17 protein-coding genes are annotated in these 18,796 nt (G+C 68.5%); 9 read left to right on the top strand and 8 right to left on the bottom strand.

The genetic code is table 11. The features are described from left to right. Nucleotides 1–60: 60 nt before the first annotated feature. The 4 genes from IF12_RS0113060 to IF12_RS0113045 form a co-directional block, all read right to left on the bottom strand. Nucleotides 61–543 (bottom strand): hypothetical protein, encoded by a 483-nt coding sequence (locus IF12_RS0113060; RefSeq protein WP_030158843.1) that lies wholly within the window; start codon nucleotides 541–543, stop codon nucleotides 61–63. A gap of 197 nt (nucleotides 544–740) precedes the next feature. Further along, nucleotides 741–2,129, bottom strand: a complete 1,389-nt coding sequence (locus tag IF12_RS0113055; protein ID WP_051704343.1) for a cellulase family glycosylhydrolase — start codon at nucleotides 2,127–2,129, stop codon at nucleotides 741–743. 438 nt (nucleotides 2,130–2,567) lie between these two features. Further along, nucleotides 2,568–2,891 (bottom strand): hypothetical protein, encoded by a 324-nt coding sequence (locus IF12_RS24170; RefSeq protein WP_133884177.1) that lies wholly within the window; start codon nucleotides 2,889–2,891, stop codon nucleotides 2,568–2,570. A gap of 628 nt (nucleotides 2,892–3,519) precedes the next feature. Next, nucleotides 3,520–4,524, bottom strand: coding sequence for a LacI family DNA-binding transcriptional regulator (locus IF12_RS0113045; RefSeq protein WP_030158837.1), 1,005 nt, complete (start codon nucleotides 4,522–4,524; stop codon nucleotides 3,520–3,522). Between the two features lie 169 nt (nucleotides 4,525–4,693). Here IF12_RS0113045 and IF12_RS0113040 point away from each other — a divergent pair, with 169 nt between their 5' ends. The 7 genes from IF12_RS0113040 to IF12_RS24165 all read left to right on the top strand — a co-directional run bounded on the left by IF12_RS0113040 (nucleotide 4,694) and on the right by IF12_RS24165 (nucleotide 15,088). Continuing rightward, nucleotides 4,694–6,322 (top strand): HAD family hydrolase, encoded by a 1,629-nt coding sequence (locus tag IF12_RS0113040; protein WP_051704341.1) that lies wholly within the window; start codon nucleotides 4,694–4,696, stop codon nucleotides 6,320–6,322. Nucleotides 6,323–6,373: 51 nt separating this feature from the next. Further along, nucleotides 6,374–7,270, top strand: a complete 897-nt coding sequence (locus IF12_RS0113035) for a hypothetical protein (RefSeq protein ID WP_030158833.1) — start codon at nucleotides 6,374–6,376, stop codon at nucleotides 7,268–7,270. Further along, on the top strand, nucleotides 7,267–8,970 hold the full coding sequence (locus IF12_RS0113030) for an ATP-binding cassette domain-containing protein (RefSeq protein ID WP_051704355.1): 1,704 nt from the start codon (nucleotides 7,267–7,269) through the stop codon (nucleotides 8,968–8,970). Before IF12_RS0113035 ends, IF12_RS0113030 begins: the two co-directional genes overlap by 4 nt. Continuing rightward, nucleotides 8,970–9,803 carry an energy-coupling factor transporter transmembrane protein EcfT gene (locus IF12_RS0113025; protein ID WP_030158829.1) on the top strand — a complete coding sequence of 278 codons (834 nt, stop codon included), beginning with the start codon at nucleotides 8,970–8,972 and terminating at the stop codon, nucleotides 9,801–9,803. Before IF12_RS0113030 ends, IF12_RS0113025 begins: the two co-directional genes overlap by 1 nt. Before the next feature lie 152 nt (nucleotides 9,804–9,955). Further along, on the top strand, nucleotides 9,956–10,255 hold the full coding sequence (locus IF12_RS0113020; RefSeq protein WP_030158827.1) for a trypco2 family protein: 300 nt from the start codon (nucleotides 9,956–9,958) through the stop codon (nucleotides 10,253–10,255). Nucleotides 10,256–10,267: 12 nt separating this feature from the next. After that, nucleotides 10,268–13,285: a tetratricopeptide repeat protein gene (locus IF12_RS0113015; RefSeq protein ID WP_030158824.1), complete on the top strand. Its 3,018-nt coding sequence runs from the start codon at nucleotides 10,268–10,270 to the stop codon at nucleotides 13,283–13,285. A gap of 378 nt (nucleotides 13,286–13,663) precedes the next feature. Beyond that, a complete protein-coding gene (locus IF12_RS24165) occupies nucleotides 13,664–15,088 on the top strand; it encodes a serine/threonine protein kinase (protein WP_133884175.1) in 1,425 nt (474 codons plus the stop codon). A 63-nt stretch (nucleotides 15,089–15,151) separates the two neighbouring features. Here IF12_RS24165 and IF12_RS0113005 read toward each other — a convergent pair whose 3' ends face one another. The 4 genes from IF12_RS0113005 to IF12_RS0112990 all read right to left on the bottom strand — a co-directional run bounded on the left by IF12_RS0113005 (nucleotide 15,152) and on the right by IF12_RS0112990 (nucleotide 16,769). Then, entirely contained in the window at nucleotides 15,152–15,448 is a 297-nt protein-coding gene (locus IF12_RS0113005) for a hypothetical protein (protein ID WP_030158820.1), read from the bottom strand. Further along, nucleotides 15,445–15,843: a hypothetical protein gene (locus IF12_RS0113000; protein ID WP_030158818.1), complete on the bottom strand. Its 399-nt coding sequence runs from the start codon at nucleotides 15,841–15,843 to the stop codon at nucleotides 15,445–15,447. Before IF12_RS0113000 ends, IF12_RS0113005 begins: the two co-directional genes overlap by 4 nt. Then, complete coding sequence (locus IF12_RS0112995; RefSeq protein ID WP_030158811.1) at nucleotides 15,840–16,091, bottom strand: hypothetical protein; 252 nt, start codon at nucleotides 16,089–16,091, stop codon at nucleotides 15,840–15,842. The genes IF12_RS0113000 and IF12_RS0112995 overlap by 4 nt, the downstream gene beginning before the upstream one ends. Nucleotides 16,092–16,373: 282 nt before the next feature. Beyond that, nucleotides 16,374–16,769, bottom strand: coding sequence for a hypothetical protein (locus tag IF12_RS0112990; RefSeq protein WP_030158809.1), 396 nt, complete (start codon nucleotides 16,767–16,769; stop codon nucleotides 16,374–16,376). Nucleotides 16,770–17,036: 267 nt separating this feature from the next. Between IF12_RS0112990 and IF12_RS0112985 the strand changes: the two genes are divergently transcribed. Together IF12_RS0112985 and IF12_RS0112980 are read left to right on the top strand one after the other, a co-directional pair. Further along, nucleotides 17,037–17,945 carry an ATP-binding cassette domain-containing protein gene (locus IF12_RS0112985; protein WP_030158807.1) on the top strand — a complete coding sequence of 303 codons (909 nt, stop codon included), beginning with the start codon at nucleotides 17,037–17,039 and terminating at the stop codon, nucleotides 17,943–17,945. Continuing rightward, nucleotides 17,942–18,742, top strand: coding sequence for an ABC transporter permease (locus IF12_RS0112980; RefSeq protein ID WP_030158805.1), 801 nt, complete (start codon nucleotides 17,942–17,944; stop codon nucleotides 18,740–18,742). The genes IF12_RS0112985 and IF12_RS0112980 overlap by 4 nt, the downstream gene beginning before the upstream one ends. Nucleotides 18,743–18,796 lie beyond the last annotated feature (54 nt).

The raw sequence follows: 18,796 nt of genomic DNA, 5'->3' as shown, positions 1-18,796 counted from the left end.
GGAGTCGCGTGCAGAGGTCGTTCCTTTGGTGCCCAGTTCTTTTCGGTGGCGTGCGCCCGTTCAGCGGTCGCACCATTGCTTCATCTCGTTGCCTGCCAGGATGGCGATGACGATGATCGACAGGACCAGCCCAAGGCAGCTTCCCAGGTAGGTGCCGGTGAAGTCGGCGCCCTGCGCGGAGAGGTCGGCGTACGTGCCCTGCATGACGGCGTAGCCGAGTGCGGTGAGGGCGACTCCGACGACCTCGAGGACGATCGCGCCGGTTCGGGCGGAGCTGCTGCGCTGCGGGAGCTTCACCGCGAACACGGCGTAGAAGATCACCCAGACGATCGCTTGAATGACGCTCAAGGCGACGAAGCCGGTGTACCAGCTAGGGAGCAGTTCGGCCGCTGCGGGCATCGCGTTGACGGCACTCACTGCGGCGACGAGTCCGAGCGCGGCGCAGATGCCGAGGCCGAAGCGAATCCACAGCAGGACCACGACGAACTTCCCGCCGCCGGGCATGTTCGAGAATCCGGTGGGCGACTCGAAGGGGTGGGACATGGCAAGGGCTCCAGAGGATCGAGGGGGTTGGAGTGCTCGATCGTATCGATTCCCTGCCAGCCGTGGGGTACGGCTCGCTGACGCCGCGGCCGCCCGGAACGACCGCGGCGCCGTTTCCGACTGGTCCGTCGGAAACGGCGCCTACGGGTGCGAGCGTCCCGGGGTGGGGCACGCATCCGCGCATGGCGGTGCCTCTGTTACGTCGCCGTGCAGGTCACCTCGGGCGTGACCGCCGCGTCGCTGCCGATGAAGCCGAACACCTGGAGGGTCTGGCCGGAGGCGACGGCGGCGTTCCAGCCGACGTCGGAGGCCGTCACCGTGGCCCCGGACTGAGTGAGGTCGGCGTTCCAATACGAGGTGACCGCGGTGGTTCCGGGCCAGGTCCACGTGAGAGTCCACCCGTCGACGGCGGCCGCGTCGGCCGTGATGCTGACGTTGCCCTGCCAGCCCGAGCCCCAGTCGCTCACGACCTCGATCGCGGCCGTGCAGTCGCCCTCGGGGCCGGTCGTCGGGTCGTCCGGGGTCGTGGGGTCGTCCGGAGTGGTCGGGTCGTCCGGCGTCGTCGGGTCCGGGTCGTCGCCGAAGACGCTGGCGCGCTCAGAGGTCGCACCGATCCCGTTGGCACCGTGGAAGACCCGCTCGCCCCAGGGTCGCATTTGAGCCGGGTCGAAGTCGATCACCTGGTCGTGGTCGCCGCCGGTGTTGCCCGACCACGACCACGCGATCCAGCCGAGGTCACGGGCTTCGGCCTCCGCCTCGATCGTCGTCGGCGTGTCCTCGCCGAACTCTCCCACGATCAGCGGCAGGCCCTTCGCCTCGAACGCGTCGAAGTAGTCGATCACGGTCTGCGGCTGGCTGTAGACGCTGTACATGTGGACGGAGAACACCGTGTTAGCGAGCGGGTCGGCGGCGAAGATCCGCTCGGCGGTCTCGCCGTCGCGCATCGTGTTCGTCCAGTCCTGGCCCCAGTTGGGGGCGTCGGCGATGAGCGTGTGCTCGAAGCCGGCCGCGCGCATCCGCTGGATCGCGTCCGTCATCGCCGGTTCCCAGCCCTCGACGTTCTCGTTGCCCCAGGGCTCGTTGCCGATGTTGATGATGACGTACGCCTCTTCGCCTTCCAGGACGTCCTGGATGCTCACCCAGTAGTCGACGGCCTGGTCGAGGCTGGCCGCGTCCGGCGCCGAAGCGTCGGCGTAGCCGGTGGTGTCGTGGACTTCGAGGACGCAGACGACGCGGTTCGCCTTGCAGTCGGCGATGATCGCCTCGACGCTGGCGGCCGGGCTCGGGCCCCACTGCTGGCCGGAGCCGAGGACGACGCGGACGGTGTTGGCGCCCAGCTCGCTCATGTCGCTGATGGCATCCGTCTGATGCTGATACCACTCGTAGGGGTGGGTGGAGCCGCGCATGACGAACACGTTGCCGTTGGCGTCCACCAGGTCCGAACCGACCACGTGGAAGCCGTTCGATTGCGCCTGGGCCGGGTTGAGGAAGACGAGTCCGCCCGCGGCGAGCGCCACCGCGGCGATCGCGGCGAGGATGAGTCGCAACGCCCTGCGGCGCTGACGGGTACTGGCTGCCGTTGCCATACCACTGCCTTTCGTGAGGGTCACCCGGCCGCGGAGCCCCGGAGCCGGATTGGGAGCCGAGATACCAGCTCGGCCATATTCTTAATCGAGTTAAGCATTGTTTGTTGCGACGCGCAACAATCGACGTACATCTATTTCTCGGTTCGGCCTCACGGCGAAGCGCGGCCGATCGACGCCGTTGGCGATGGCTGGACCTCGCCGGCATCTCGAGGTTCGAAGGGGAGACGCCATCGAGGAGGACCCAGCGCAGGCCCCGCAGGGCGGCGGTCCACACAGGGCTGCGAACATGCCTGCATCGTGGGCGTCTCGCACCCCTCAAGCTCGGCGCACCGTAAACGCTCGCCGATCACTGACTCGAACTCGATGAAGCGGTCCTCAGCAACCCCAACGCAAGGCTCCTCACTCCAATCCCCCCGCAACGACCTCACCATCGGTGCGCTACCGACCTTCAGCGGACTCCTCTTCTTCTTGTCGACGCAGCATCTCGCCGAACTCCCGCCGAGCAATGAGCCGCTCGATGCCGAGCTTGCCGGTGTCCCGAGGCAACTCGATTGACATGATGCCAGGAGCGGTCTCAATCAAGTGGACCAACGTCCCAGAGAGCCCGTAGCAGTAATCAGGCCCGAACACCGCAAGCAACGCACGTGCTTCCTCGTCCGTGATTGGCGGCAGAATACGAAGAAGCAGTTCCTGCACCCACGCAATTTCCTCGACAGTGCCTTCCTCCGACGGAAACGGCCCACTGCTGACCAGGTCCGCCACCTCATCCCTAATCATTCGCCACCTCTACAGTTTGTTGATCGATCGGTAGTAGGCCAACAGGCGTTGAATGCCTACGTTGAAGTACGAGGGATCTCCATGGATTCTTCTACCGGCGACTCGAAGATCCCAAATGTCCTTTACAAAGACGGTTCTATAGGCACCGGCATTATGCTCGCACACGTTCTTGTACTGGGCATTGTGGGCAAGGAGGTCGGTCGCACCGGTGGTTCGCGACCGAGTCGACGGCGGACTTCGCCTTGGACGCAAGGCCGCCGAGGAACAGGCCGGTCGGGTCCGCGTATGTCACCGGGTTGTGGTTGGCATACGCGTAACCCCGTCGCGGAATCGACCTCGATCGGCGCGTGCGGACGGGCCCCTCCGGCGCTCGGATAGCTGAAGGTGCGCTCAGCGTTCGGCTGCCCGGCGAGCTGGAGGTGGCCCGAGGTCCTGTTCCCGGCCCCGTTGTAGGCGTGGGAGTTCCAGTAGGGCGCAGGGCCGCCGACGGTTGCCGCGTCGCCGTTGGCGGCGCAGTTCGCACCTTGGCGTTCGGTCTTTCGGGCTCGCCACGGTGTGAGCCTGGGCGGGTTCGCTACCGACGCGGGGTGCATCAGACGACTCCCCGGTCCGGTTAGGGGCGGACCCCATGTGGCGCGGCGGTCGAGTCTCGCTTGACGAGGGTTGGAGGGATGACTTCGTGGCGGTCTTCGGTGCGGCCTTCCAGGCGGGATTTGAGGAGGGCCAGGGCGGTGCGGCCCAGGATCGGGCGGTGTTGGTCGATGCTGGTCAGGCGCGGCCAGGAGCGGGCGGCGAGTTCGGTGTCGTCGTAGCCGATGAGGGAGAGGCGGGCCGGGACTTGGAGGCCGAGTTCGTGGGCCCTGCCGAGGCACTCGATCGCCAGGACGTCGTTGTTCGCCATGACCGCGGTCGCGCCGCTGCTCAGGAGGGCGTCGATCGCCTCGTGACGCGACTCGTCCGGGACGCGGTGGGTGCGGGGCGTGAGGCCCGCTGAACGGAGGGCGGCTTCGTAGCCCTGGAGGCGGGCCCTGGCCGCCGGGCGACTTGAGGTGGTCGCGAAGGCGATGTCCTTGTGGCCCAGGCTGATGAGGTGTTCGGCGGCTTGTCTTGCTCCGTCGATGTCGTCGTTCGACACGGTGTCGAGGCCTTCGGGGGTCGTCTCGGGTCGGCCGACCACGACGATCGGCAGGCGCTTGGCCGCGACGGCGAGCGCATCAGGGTCCACTCTGGAGCTGACCACGATGAGGCCTTCGACGTTGTGGCCGATCATCGCTTCGACTTGGGCCGCAAGGCGGGTCGGGTCGCGGCGGCCGTTCGCGAGGAAGGTGCCGAAGCCCTCGACTTCGGCGGCCTCCTCGACGCCGAGCGCCACTTCGGCGTGGTACGGGTTGCGCAGGTCGGTGACGATGACGCCGATCTGGCCCGTGCGACCCTGAACGAGGGCGCGCGCCTGGGCGTTCGAGCGGTAGCCCAGCTCGGCCGCGGACCGGAGGATGCGGTCGCGGGTCGCCGGTCCCACGCCGTCGTCGCCGCGCAGGGCGAGCGAGACGAGGGACTTCGAGACGCCCGCGTGCGCGGCCACATCGATGATCGTGGGGCGGCGGCGGTTGGTGGTCACCGACCAATCATCACCGCACGGCGGCAGGGGTCGCAAACCGGTCCGGCCTTTCCCACCAGGAAATCTGGAACGTTCCAGTCCTGTTCGGCGTTCGTTCACCCGACGCGGGGCCTTCGGTCACCGGGCGGCCCGAAGCTGGCCATGCAACCCCGAGACGACTGGAGCGCCCGTGACCGCCACCCCCGCCCCCACCGCCGAGCCGATCGCCGCGGCCCTCGCCGTCCGCCCCGACGCGCTGCTGCTCGACTTCGGCGGGGTGGTCTTCGAGACCGAGAAGCACCCCGAGGGCCGCAGGCGCGCAGCGGAACTGGTGCGCGAGCGGCTCTCCCGGGCCGGACACGACCTGGACGCGGCCGCGGTGGAGGCCTCGATGGCGGCCGGACTCGACGCGCTCAAGCACTGGAAGCACGCCATGAGCCGCACCATCGAGCCGGTCGAGCTGACGCACCGCGCGCTGTGGGAGGACTTCCTGCTCGCCGACCAATCTGAGGCAGTACGGGCCGTCGCCGCCGGGGACGGGCGCGAGCTCATGGCCGCGATCAATCCGCTCCTCAGCGACCACCGCGTGCGGCCCGGAGCCGCCGAGCTGCTGCGGCTCGCCCGCGGTCTCGGCGTGCGGGTCGGCATCGTCTCGAACGCCCACTCAGGACTCTCGCACCGGAACCTGATGCGCCGCTTCGGACTCGACGTCCTGGTGGACGTGCAGTTGTACTCCGACGAGGTCGGCATCCGCAAGCCGCATCCCGGGATGATCCGCCGCGCGGCCGCCGCGCTCGGCACGAGTCCTGAGCGGTGCTGGTACGTCGGCGACACTCAGGACCGCGACGTGCAGGCCGGCCGCCGCGCCGGGACGGGCGCGGTGATCCTCACTCGCTCCAAGCACACCGACCGCCCGCCGTTCCCCGTGGCGGACAAGGCCGACGCCGTCTTCGACACGCCCGAAGGACTCGTTCCCGCACTCGCGCAGTCGAAGCCCGCCGCCGCCTCCCCGGTCACGCCCCCTGCACCCGAAGCCGCTTCGGTGCCTCGTGCACTGCTGCTGGATCAAGGCGGCGTGCTCGTCACCTCCATCAAGACCCCGGAGGCGCTGGCCGCCTTCACCGTTCGCACCGCCGCTCGCCTGCGCGCCGCCGGGCACCAGGTCACCGACCTGCTCATGGCCGACGCGCTCCGCTACGCCCTCGACGCCTACCGGCGGCTGAAGCGCACTCCGGAGTCCGGTTCGGACGGTGAGCCGGTCTGGCGCGAGATCACGCCCGCCGTGTTCTGGGGCGAGCACGCCGCCGCCGCGCTGCCGCCTTCGGCGCGCGAGTGGCTGCTGGCCGAGGCCACGGCACTCACCGAGGAGTACGCCCGCGCCAAGTCCCGTGCGCGCCTTCGCGAAGGCGTGGTCGACCTCCTCGAATGGTGCCGCAGCGAGGGCGTGCTGGTGGGCATCGTCTCCAACACCGTCTGCGGCAGAGAAGGCCGCCGCCGTCTCGATGACGCGGGGGTGGCGCACCTCGTAGGCGCGAACGCGTACTCCGACGAAGTGGGCCGCCGCAAGCCCGATCCGGCGCTGGTCCTCGCCGCGACCCGCGCGCTCGGGGTCGACCCCGCCGAGTGCTGGTTCGTCGGCGACAAGCCTTGGCGCGACGTCAAGGCCGCCCGCGCGGCCGGCGTCGGCACCGCCGTGATCGTCGAGGGCGGCTCGCCCTCGGCCAGCGAACTCGATGCGGCCGCCGACCGCCCCGATCTCGTCCTCGAATCCATGTCCGCCGTCCACAAAGCCCTGAAGGCCGCGCGAAGCGCCGCCTAGCAGCCGAACCTCTTTGCAACAAGCGAACCCCCCTTTGAGAAAGGCCCAGCCATGACCGAGACCGCCCCGCCCGGGGTCCGCCGGGTCCTGCCCGACCCGCAGTCCCTGACCTCCTCGCAGAAGCTCATGGTGTTCGTCCTGTCGATGACCCTCTTCGGCCTGGCGAACATCTTCACCGAAGTGCTGCCCGAGTTCAAGCTCGGCCCCGTCGAGCTGTCGGTGGCCTACCTGGCGTTCGTGCCGGTGGTCATGGTCAGCCTCTTCCACCCGCTCTACGCCGCCCTCGGCGCGCCGCTCGGCGAGATCGTGTTCGTCGACCTGCTCATGGGCGACTTCTCCGGCATCGGCGAGATCGAGGGCTTCCTCCAGCTCTCGCTGGGCCTGTACGTCGGCGGGTCGCTCGTTCGCGACCCGAGCCGAAAGTGGCAGGTCGCCACGGCCGCAATGGTGGCGGTGCTCATCGACAAGGGCGTGGGCGGGGTCATCGACATGTCGAAGGTCGTCGTCGGCGTCGAGGACGCCGAGTACGTCGAGGGCCTTCCCGAGTCCATTCTGCTCATCGAGGGCTTCGCGTTCGTCTCCGACTTCGTGATCGCCGGCATCCTCTTCGGCGCGATCCCCGCCGCGTACCTCGCGAAGCGCCTGCACGGCAAGATCGAGCCGCTCATGGGCATGGCGCCCCGCGACGCCGAGCACCCGGTGCCCGGCCGGGCCCGCCAGAACGCCGCGTTCATCGCGCTCGCCGTGTTCCTCATGCTCGGGTCGGCGGTGTTCGCCTTCCTGGAGGCCGCCGACGTCAAGTTCGGCCTGTGGGAACCGGACTTCATCGACCGGTACGGCCTGGGCTTCCTGTGGGTCAGCGTGGCCGTGTGCGTCGCGGTGTTCATCGGGATCGTGTTGTCCGCCAGGGCACTGCGCCGCCGCGACAAGGCCCGGTCGGAGGACTGACCGTGGACGACGTCATCGCCGCCGCCGGCCTGGCCTTCCGCTACCCCGGGGCCGCCGAACCCACCCTCAAGGGCGTGGACCTGCGCATCGCGCGCGGGGACTTCACGGCCGTGATCGGCGGGAACGGCTCGGGCAAGACCACCCTGTGCAAGGCGTTCAACGGGCTCATCCCCCACTTCTGGTCCGGGGAGTTCTCCGGTGAGGTCACAGTGGACGGAGTGGACACGCTGGACGCCTCGGTCGCGGCGCTGTCGCACCGCGTCGGGTACGTCTACCAGGACTTCGGGAACCAGTTGGTCAGGCCGTCGGTGCGCGAGGACGTCGCCTTCGGGCCCGTGAACTTCGGGCTCGCCGACCACCGCGAGCGCTCGGAGTCGGCCATGCGGCTGCTCGGGATCGACCACTTGGCGCGCAAGTACGTGTGGGAGCTCTCCGGTGGGCAGCAGCATCTCACCGCGCTCGCCGGGGTACTCGCGATGGACCCGGCGGTGATCGTGGTGGACGAGCCGGTGGCCGAACTCGACCCGGCCCGCGCCGAGGAGACCTACCGGATGCTCAAGCGCGTCAACAAGGAACGCGGGACCACCATTGTGGTCATCGAGCACCACGCCGAGTTCATCGCCCGGTACGCCCGCAGCGTGGTCCTCATGTCCGCCGGGACGGTCCGCTGGCACCTGCCGGTGCGCGAGGCGCTGGGCCGCGGCGAGGAACTGGCCGAGCACGGCATCCCCGCGCCGCAGATCATCGCGGCGACAGCCAGATTGATCCCGGAGACGGACGTGCCGCTCACCGTCGCCGAAGCGGCGCAGGGAATCCGGGAGGCCGGGCTCGAACCCGGCGCACCGGTCCCCGAACCGGTGACGCAACCACCGGGGCCTGTGATCGCGCGGCTTTCCGGTGTGTCCCACGGGTACCGGGACGTGCATTCGGAGGTGTCGACGGTCCTCGACGACGTCGACCTCGCGCTTTGCGAGGGCGAGCGGATCGCGCTCGTCGGCTCCAACGGCGCCGGCAAGTCGACGCTGCTGCGACTGCTCACCGGCCTGAACGTGCCCCGCAAGGGAACCGTGGAGGTCGACGGGATCGACACGCGCAGCGTGAAGCCCGCGCGGCTGGCCGACCGCGTCTGCTACCTCTACCAGCATCCCGAGCAGATGTTCCTCAACGACTCGGTGCGCCAGGAGATCGCGATGTTCCCGACCCAGCGCCGCAGGCCCGACGCCGAGTCCATCGTGGAGGACGTGCTCGATCGACTGCGGCTCACCGAGTTCGCCGACCGCGACGGGCGGACCCTCTCCGGCGGCCAGCAGCGGCGCACCACGCTCGGCATCGGTCTCGCCATGGCCCCGGCGCTGCTCCTGCTCGACGAGCCGACCGCCAGCCTCGACACCGCCACCAGGAACGACGTGATCGCCATGCTCGCCGCGCTCGCCGAACGCATCCGCTGCGTCGTGGTCGCCACCCATGACATGCAGCTCGTGGCCGAATGGGCCACGCGCGTGCTCGTGCTCGGCAAGGCCCGCGTACTCGCCGACACCACGCCCGCGGGGCTGTTCGGCGACGCGGAGCTGTGCGAACGCGTGAACCTGGTGCCGCCGCAGATCAGCGTCCTCGGCAGGGAACTGGGCATGCATCCGCCGCCGCTGAGCGTGGACGCGTTCACCGCCGCGTTCGCGCCCGCACTAGCGGGAGGCCGCTGATGGCCCGCAAGCAGCGCGACGTGCTCTCCGTCGAATGGGTCAAACTCGAACTGCTCCGCACCGCTTACGCTACTCGCGGCGGGCTGTTCACGGTGTTCGACCCGCGGGTGGTCATCGGCTGGTACCTGGTGTTCGCGGTGGTGCCGTGGCTGACGCACAACATCACCGTGCTCGCGGCGCTCTTCGCGGCGACCGCGGTGGCCGTCGGGCTGTGCCGCGTGGGCCCGCTCGTGCTGGGACTCTTCGCGTTCGGGCTCGTCACCGAGACGGTGTACCTGTTCGCGGTGGCGTGGTTCTTCGACGGGGACCTGCACACCGTGGCCGCGCTGGTGACCTTGAGCCTCAAGCTCGGGATCGTGGCGCTCGCGAGCATGGCCGCGTTCGTCTCGCTCGACCCGGAGAAGCTCTCGGACGCGCTGGTGAGCATGAAGGCGCCGCCCCTGCTGAGCTTCGGGGTGAGCTACGGGTACCGGATGCTGCCGATCATCATGGACGAGTTCCACACGATCGTGGACGGCTACCGCCTCCGTTCGGCCCCAATGGAACGCAAGGGGTTCCTCGCCTGGAGAGTGCCGGTCCACATCGGCCTGACGCTGGTGCGCAGCTTCTACCCGATGATGCTCAACACCGCCAAGCGCACCCGCACCACCGTGGAGGCCTTGGAGACCCGGGGCTTCACCTTCGCCGGGGAGAGCGCGAAGGGCCGCGACATCCGCCTGGCGTACCTGCGGATGCGCCCCCGGGACCTGGCGCTCTTGGCGGTCACCGCAATCCTCATCGCGGGGGCCTTCGCGGCAGGCGAACTCAATCCGCTCTTCGCCCGTGACTTCTGACCGAGGATCAGCACATCGCGACGCACGTTTCCACGGATCTGTCGATATGCATGAGGATTGCCGATCATCAATGGTGAGAACTGAGGTGAACGGTATTCGGCTCACCGGTCCGGGGGAACCTGCGCGGTCGCTCGGCCGTTTACGATGTAGCGATGACGAACCTCTCCCTCGCCGACGCCATCGCCTCACTCCGCACCGAGCTGAGGGCGGCCATCGACGCCTCCGACAAGGAGCTGCCACTTGAGGTGCAGGAGCTGGAACTCGAACTGACGCTGGAGGCCTCCAGCAAGACCGGCGCCGAGGCCGGGGTGAACCTGTGGAGCGTGATCACCGGCAAGGTGAGCGCCGAGGACGCCGACACGCACACGCACCGGTTGCGGATCGTGCTCAACCCCAAGACCGTAGACGAGAAGGGCAAGACCAGCAAGGCGAAGCTCTCCTCCGAGTTCTAGCGGAGGCCTCGCATGGCGCAAGACCTCTCGACCATCCGCGAACGCACCGTTCACCTGCTCGCCTACCACGACGGCGGCCGCAAGAGCCTCAGCGGCTTCGCGGTGGCGGAGGACCTGGTGCTCACCTGCGCGCACGACCTCGTCGACGCGGTCCGCATCGAAGCTCACGCCGTCGGTGCGGATCGTGTGGTGGTGGCCGAGGTTGTCTGGAAGCGCACCGACCTCGATGTCGCGATACTGCGAGCGCCAGGGCTCGGCGTGAGCATCCACGCTGGTGTCTCATGGGGCGAGTTCCAGGGGTACACCGGCTCGGTGAAGGTGATCGGCTTCGGGTACCCGGGGGCGAATCGGGTCGGGGACGAGGAAGCCGTGGACCGGGGATTCCATGTCGCCCAGCTCGACGGCGAGATCATCCCCGGAGAGGGGCGCGAGCGGGGCAGCCTGGTGTTCCGGCTCTCTCCTGGGCAGGTCGACGATGACGAGTTCTGGGGCGGGGCCTCGGGAGCGGCACTGTTCGATGCCGACCGTCAACGCCTGATCGGTGTGGTGGCGGAGCGTCTCAACCCTTGGAAGAACCGGTGGGACCTGGTCCCGGTGAGCGACTTCGCCCGCGTCGAAGACCTGCCGGAACCGGTGCGAGGCCAGCGGCTTTGGGAGGTACAGGACCCGGATCGCCTGATCGAGTCGGCCTATCGCCCACGACCGGCGCAGCTCACCGACTTCATGCGACTGACCGCCCGCTACGGCTATGTGCCATACCTGGAACGGTCCCATGAGGAGCCGCTGGAGAAGCTGCTCGACTGGTGCGCAGGCGACCTTGACAGCCGGATCTCGATCAGTGTGTTGACCGGGCAGGCAGGGGCCGGGAAGACGCGCCTCGCCGCGCACTTGTGCACCGTGCTTCAGAAGGACACGGGCTCCCATGAGACCAACTGGGAGGCGGGATTCGCGCGGACCGACCGGGTGGACGGGTGGTCGCGTTTTCTGCCGGCACGGCCCACTCTGGTGGTGTTCGACTACACCGACCGCGAGCGGGCCAGGGCGAGCCTCACCGCCTGGATCCGGTATCTGAACACTGAGGCGGATCGGTGTCCGAAGGTACGGATACTGCTGGTCAACCGCCATTCCGGAGGCTGGTTGCAGGAACTGGACGCCCCGACTGAGGGCCTGGCGAGTGAACTACAAAGGTCCGGGCATCACCTTGATCTACGCAAGAACGACGAGGCCGAAGGAGACGGCTTCGATGCGGAGATACGAAGAGAACATGCACACGAGGCATACAGGCGCTTCAGAAATGCGGGCGCCGATGATCCGACTCCGGAAGACCTCCTGGACTTCGCCGCAGACGAGCGCATCGACTCGCCACTGCTGGTTCACATAGCCGCGCTGCTCGCTGCACGCGACCAGCCGCTTCCGGATCGCGGGTCCGGTGATGGGGACGCAGGTGAGCTGCGGGACGAGTTGCTGCGGATGCTGTTCGAACGTGAGAGGAAGCGCTGGAATGAGCATCGGGCGCTGAGTTTGACGGAGGAGCCGCCCTCGAACAGCGACGAGGCCGGGCATGCCATGGCAATTGTCAATCTGATACAGCCCGACCGCTCTGAGGTCAAGGACTACCTGTCGGCTTCACCGCTGTGGATGGACGCCCGCACCGCCGAACGGCAAGCGGCGGCCAAGGCGTTGCACACGCTCTATCCAGGAGCGATGCGGCCGATCAGTGAGAATCAGGCGGTTCCGACGGTCGCCGCGATGGAACCCGACCTCATCTCCGAGTACCTGCTCGCCACCATCGATGCCGATGATCTAGCCCTGATCGTCAAACAACTGCACACCCTAGATCTGTATGGACGACACTTCGATCGCATGTTGCATCTGGCGGCACTCGCCGAGGACCACTACGAGCACATCCGTGGCGTCCTCGACGGCACGGTGGACCGTTTTCTGAGGTTGGTGGTCGGCGAAGACGAAGACGCGTCGGCCTCGGCTCCACAGATTCTGGCGACACGTTTGGATCACCTGGTCAAGACCGCCGTGTCGAAGGCTGCTGAAACGGACCCGCAATCAGTGCCGAACCAGCTCACCACCGCGTTGCAACGCTATGGAGGTCACCCAAGTGTTGCTGAGGCCGCGACGAATCTCGAAGCCAAGGTGCCTTTCCCAACCCCGAACCGACAGACCGGCGAGTTGGCGCTGAAGCTCGAATCCTTGGCTGTCCAGAACCTTGAATCAGCCGATGAAGGACCTGAGCTTGCGCTTCACCTGAATCTGCTCGGTCAACGACTGAATGAATTGGGTCGCCACGACGAGGCCCTCCTCCACTACGAACGTGCCCTCGCCCTCTACGAAGACCTGGCCGCCGACAACCCCGCACACCTCCCCCACCTCGCTCGCAACCACAACAACCTCGGATACGGCCTCGGCGAACTCGGCCGCCACGGCAAGGCCCTCCCCCACCACGAACGTGCCCTCGCCCTCTACGAAGACCTGGCCGCCGACAACCCCGCACACCTCCCCTACCTCGCTCGCAGCCACCACAACCTCGGATACGGGCTCAACGAACTCGGCCGGCACGGCAAGGCCCTCCCCCACCACGAACGCGCCCTCGCCCTCTACGAAGACCTGGCCGCCGACAACCCCGCACACCTCCCCCACCTCGCCAACAGCCACCACAACCTCGGATACGGGCTCAACGAACTCGGCCGCCACGACGAAGCCCTCCCCCACCACGAACGCGCCCTCGAACTCCGCAAGAGCCTGGCCGCCGACAACCCCGCACACCTCCCCCACCTCGCTGGCAGCCACCACAACCTCGGATACACTCTGACACTGCTCAGTCGAGTCGCTGAGGCACACTTCCATCACCTCCGTGCCGCGGAGATCTTCCAACAATTGGCGACCGATATTCCTGTGCCGTATGCCGAGCACTATCAGGCCAACAGGAAGCGGGCGAACGCTCTTGCGAGTCAGCTCGCGAAGCGGAACAAGGCCCGTGCGGCAAAAGCGAAGCGGAAAGGGAAGCGGAAGAAGTAGGAAGTGGCGCGGCGGGATCGCCTTGGGCGTCGCGTCGCGGTCCCGCCCACTTCCGCGCCTGATCCCCGTAGCCGAACGCCTGGTGCAACGGCCCCGCCACCTGCACCTTCGCTCCTCACCTCCGGCTCCTCGCACTCACCCCAAGGCGGCTCGGTCGCTCTCTGCTCGAATGGGTGAATCGATCGTGTCAATTTTGGGCTCTGGAACGCCGTGCATCTGGTCATGTGCGCACGGAGCGCTGCTAGGGCTCCTAAAACGGACTCGTCGGGGCCCGCATCACGTGGGCGTAATCGGTAACCTCTGCTTACCTCGTACCACCCCAATTCCGCGGAGCCATGCATCGATCGTGCTCCGATCCCCGGCATACAAGGAGCCATTGTGGATGCTCGAACGCTCGTCGCCGGGCGTTATCGTCTCGATCAGCCCGTCGCCGCCGGTGGCATGGGCGAGGTCTGGCGAGGATTCGACATGCTGTTGGAACGCCCGATCGCGGTGAAGATCCTTCATCGCGAGTTCCAGCACACCAAACGCTCCGGCGACCGGTTCGCCCGCGAGGCCAAGACCCTTGCCGGACTTCGCGGCCCCGGCCTGGTCGCGGTCTACGACTACGGCGAGGACACCTCCGGCCCGCGTCCCCTGCGGTACATCGTCATGGAGCTCATCGAGGGCCCGTCCCTGGCAGCCGTGCTCGCCGAGTACGGCCCGCTCACCCCTGACCAGACCCTGCGCTACATGGCCGCCGCCGCCGAAGCGCTTGCCATCGCTCACGACCAGGGCGTGATCCACCGGGACGTCAAGCCCGCGAACCTGCTCATCGAGCCCGGCGACCAGCTTCGCATGGTGGACTTCGGCATCTCGCTCGCCGACGGCGAGGACCGCCTCACCGCGCCCGGCGGGATCATGGGCACGCCTTCCTATGTCTCGCCGGAACAGCTCAGCGGCTGGGAGGTGGACGGCGCCGCCGACCTCTACTCGCTCGGCGCGGTCGCCTACGAATGCCTCACGGGGCGACCGCCTTTCAGCACCGAGGACCCGCTCGGCGTCGTCCACATGCACCTGTACGAGGAACCGCCGCCGCTGCCGGACGGCCTGCCGCCCGCCGTCGCCGCGATCGTCATGCGCTGCCTTGAGAAGAACCCGAAGAAACGCTGGCCCTCGGCGACCGCGCTCGCCGCGGCCTGCCGCACGGCGGTCGGCACCGGCGACCTCGTCGCCGCTCCACCCGGCGTCGAACCGACCGAGGAACTCGTCGCGTCCGACTGCCGCGGCAGTCGGTCGCGACGAGTCGTGTTCCTGGCCATGGTGATCCTGGTACTCATCATGGTCGGCGCGGTCTCGATGTGGAGACCGTGGGTGCGGGCGAGTGCGGACGCGCCGCCCGAGCCCGGGTCGGCCGTGGGCAGGTCCGCCGCCGAACCGTCGCGGCCCTCGTCCGGCGCGTCGCCGACGCCCGAGGACGGCTCCGAGGCCTCGTCGGAGAACGAGGTCGCGGCGGCGTCCTCCGAGGAGTCGGCGAACTCCTCGGAGGACGCCGAGACCGCTTTCGACGCAACGGAGACCGCCGCGGCCCCGCTGGCGTCGGAGGACGTGCTCCCCGACGTGCGCGGCATGGAGGCGCTTGAGGCGCGGGAGTACCTGAACAGCCTGGGCTGGACCGAGGTCGAGTTCGCCTCCACGATCCTGCTCAACGGCTCGACCGCGAAGGGCTGCGAGATCCTCCAGCAGAACCCGAAGCCGGACACGGTGCACGCCTTCGATCAGCCCGTCACGATCTCCTACTGGGGTCTCCACGACTGCCCCTGATCGGAAGCCCTTGTGGCACGTCGGGTTCGGGTCTGCCGGAGTCTCCCACGCACCTGTCCCGGTTCAGCCGTCACAGGTGCGGAAGAGGCGTTCTTTGGTCCTCCAGAGGTTGATGGCGTGGTCGAGGATCGCGCGGGTTCGGGTCGGGTCGTCTTGACCGAGCCAGGCGTGGCCAGTTGGTGCGGTGGCGAGGCGGGGCAGGGCGTCGAGGTGGGTCACATGCCCGAGGAGGTCGGGGGTGCGGTCGGTGAAGGTCACCCGCAGGACCGGTTCATGCCAGCCCCAAGCGAAGGCCAGGGACCGGCCGTCGACCTCGGCGTAGCCCAGGACCGGCAGGCCGCCGGCGAAGTGGAGGCTCATCCGTCCACCTCCGCCTCGTGACGCGCGGCGTGGTGCCAGATCGCGGTGGCCTTGTCCTTCGCCGCCCGCCGCAGTGGCGTGTCCCATTCCGCCCTGTACAAGTGGAGGCGGGCGAAGGGCGAGCCGATCCGGTTGATGTAGCCCAGGTCCACGGCAGGAGCAGGTTCGATGCGCCGCAGTCGGACTGAGGTGGCGGAGCGCCCGGCGAGTTGGTAGACCTCGATCCGGCGGTGTTCGAGATGGAAGCGGCCGAGGACGATGCGTTCCGGGTCGAGGTACGAGTCGCGCCGTGCCGGAGCGGGTTCGGCCGCGAACACGCGGCGGACCACCTCGTCCCAACCCTGGCCCGCCACGGGCTGGTCGCGGCGGCCGTCGCTGTTTGGAGTGTCGGTCATGCCGCACCGCCCCAACTGAAGCCGACCAAGGTCGTCAACACCTCGCGCAGCGGCGCGGAGTGGACCTTCGAGGCAAGGAGCTTGACCGCCGAGCGGCGCTTGGGGCACCCGTGCGCGCCCCACTTATGGTGGCACCACTCGCACCGCAGGCGGCCGAGACCGAACCAGGTCCGGTACGGGCGGTGGAGTTCGAGGTCGATTTTGACCGAGGCCGGAACCGGGTCATAGCGTAGGCTGAAGCCAACCATGGGAGGTTTCCTCTCTGGCTAGGGGCGGGCCGCCGATACTTGTTTGGCGATGAGAGCGGCGGCCCGCCGCGTTTCTATTCACTTCGTTTTCTGAGCCGCGTGATACACGCGTGTGAAGAATGTGGCATACCGAATCCCTTTCGGCAAGTCGCGACACGCCGTCATGCGCAAAAGCGTCCAGAAACCACCGTCACTTCACCCCAGCGGATTCAAGCACGCCTCGGGCCCCTCCCATGTGAACACGGAAAGGGCCCGAGGCCTCATTCGCAGGCGTTCGCGGCTCTAACACTCACCGCCCCAGTACATGTAGCGGATCTCGACGCGGCCCTTGTCGAGCATGTAGCCGCCTCCCGGCAGGTAGTGCAGGCACGCGTTGGTCCAGCCGCCGCCGCTGCCGGCGGGCCGGTACTGGAGGTAGACGTGGTCGGTCTGACCGTCGGCGTGGCCGTTGTTCACGACGTACAGGGCCGTTCGCCCATCGGGAACGATTCCCGGCGTCTGGTAGGCGGGGAAGCCCTGCGAAGGCGGGCCGTTGTAGAGGCAGACGTTGCCGGGCAGGCAGTCGTTCCACGGCCCGGAGGTGGCGGCTTGGACCGGGGCGGCCGCGGTCAGGCCGAGCAGGGACATGCTCGCCGCGGCGATCAGCGCGATGAGCGTTCGACGGAATCGTCTGGACATTTCGTGCTCCTTTCGTTCGGTGAGCTCAGCCTGGACGTTGCGGGCACGAATGCTGCACGGTTTCTGCACGGTCCGGGTCGCCGCGCTGGTCAGAACCGGTTTCGTGGCGAAGCGGCGGGCTTCCCGATCGCGGCGGTCTACGATCTTCGAGTTCTCTGTGAATGCGGCCCCCGGTGGGCGGGAATCCTGAGGTGTCCAGGGGCGGCTCACAGGGTTCTCTCAGAAGTGCTCAGAGGTCGGCCAGCCTGCGGCGTCATGCTCCTCGACATGATCGAGATACGAGGGCTGACCAAGCGGTACGGCCACCAGACCGTGGTAGACGACCTGTCGTTCACCGTCGAACCCGGGCACGTCACCGGGTTCCTCGGGCCGAACGGGGCCGGGAAGTCCACCACCATGAAGATGATCCTCGGCCTGGCCGCTCCCACGAGCGGCTCGGTCACCGTCGGCGGCCGCCGCTACAGCGGGCTTCCCGTGCCGCTCACCGAGGTCGGCGCGCTGCTCGACGCCGGCGCCGTCCACGGCAGCCGCAAGGCGTACGACCACCTGCTGGCGCTCGCCGTCAGCAACGGGCTCCCGAAGCGGCGCGTCGGCGAAGTGCTCGCCCGCACCGGCCTCGAAGGCGTCGCGGGCAAGCGGACGTGCGGGTTCTCCCTGGGGATGCGCCAGCGCCTCGGCATCGCCGCGACGCTGCTGGGCGATCCGCGGGTGCTCATCTTCGACGAGCCGGTGAACGGCCTCGACCCCGAGGGCATCAGGTGGATCCGCGACTTCATGCGCTCGCTCGCCCGCGAGGGCCGCGCGGTGCTCGTCTCCAGCCATCTCATGAGCGAGATGGCGCTCACCGCCGATCACCTGGTCGTCATCGGCAAGGGCCGCCTCATCGCCGACACCGGCATGACCGCGTTCATGCGGTCGAGGGGCGAGGGGACCGTGCTCGTGCGCGCCGCGGAGCCCGCGGTGTTCTCGCGGCATCTGACCGCGGCCGGGGCGACGGTGCGCGACGGTCTCGAAGCGTCGATCGTCGTCTCCGGCATGGCGAGCGCGGAGATCGGCAAGCTCGCCGCCTACCACGGCGTCGCGCTCGCCGAGCTCACCCCGCAGCAGCCTTCGTTGGAGGACGCCTTCATGGACCTGACCGAGGACAGCGTCGAGTTCCAGGGGGCCGGGGCATGACGACGATCGCCGACACGCCCAAAGCGGCCTTCCACCGGACGCACCGCGCCGAGTGGATCAAGCTCCGCAGCCTGCGCTCGACCTGGTACACGCTGGCCGGGCTCTTCGTGGCCGGGCTGGCGGTCTCGGCCCTGTCCATGACCTCGTCCGCGAACGGATACGCGGGCCTCTCCGCCGCGGAGCGGCTGGCCTGGGACCCGGCCGGGCTCAGCCTGGTGCCGTACATCATCGCCCAGTTGATCATCGGGGTGCTGGGGACGCTGGTCGTCACCTCCGAGTACGCGACCGGTCTGATCCAGACGTCGCTGGCGGCCACGCCCCGCAGGCACCGGCTGCTGGCGGCCAAGGCCGTGCTGGTCGCCGGCGTCGCCGTGATCGCCGGTGAGGCCCTGATGTTCGCCTCCTTCTTCTTCGGCCAGGCCGTCCTCGCCGCCCATGACGTGCCGAGCGCGGGCCTCGGCGATCCCGGCGTGTTCGCGGCCGTGGCCGGCGGCGGCCTCTATCTCGCGGCCATCGCGCTGCTCGCGACCGGCCTCAGCGTGGTCCTGCGGTCCACGGCCGGGGCGCTGACGACGCTGGTGGCGGTCATCTTCCTCGCGCCCGCCCTGTCCGCCACCTTCCCGTCGTGGACGCGGGGCCTGTTCGACTACTGGCCGACCCAGGGCGGGGCGGCGGTCATGGCGACCGTCCCGGACCCCGATTTCCCGCATCCGTGGCTCAATTTCGGCGGGATGTGCCTCGGGGTGGCGGCCCTGCTGGCGGTCGCCTTCGTCCTCTTCCGGCGTCGCGACGTATGAGTGGACGGCCCCGCAGTTCCGTACGCTGGTCGTCGTGGACGGTGCGGACGAGGC

The organism is Glycomyces sp. NRRL B-16210 (assembly GCF_000719515.1).
Taxonomy (GTDB): domain Bacteria; phylum Actinomycetota; class Actinomycetes; order Mycobacteriales; family Micromonosporaceae; genus Glycomyces.
Note: the sequence above shows the minus strand (reverse complement) of the source record. Positions and strands in the feature narration are given on the sequence as shown.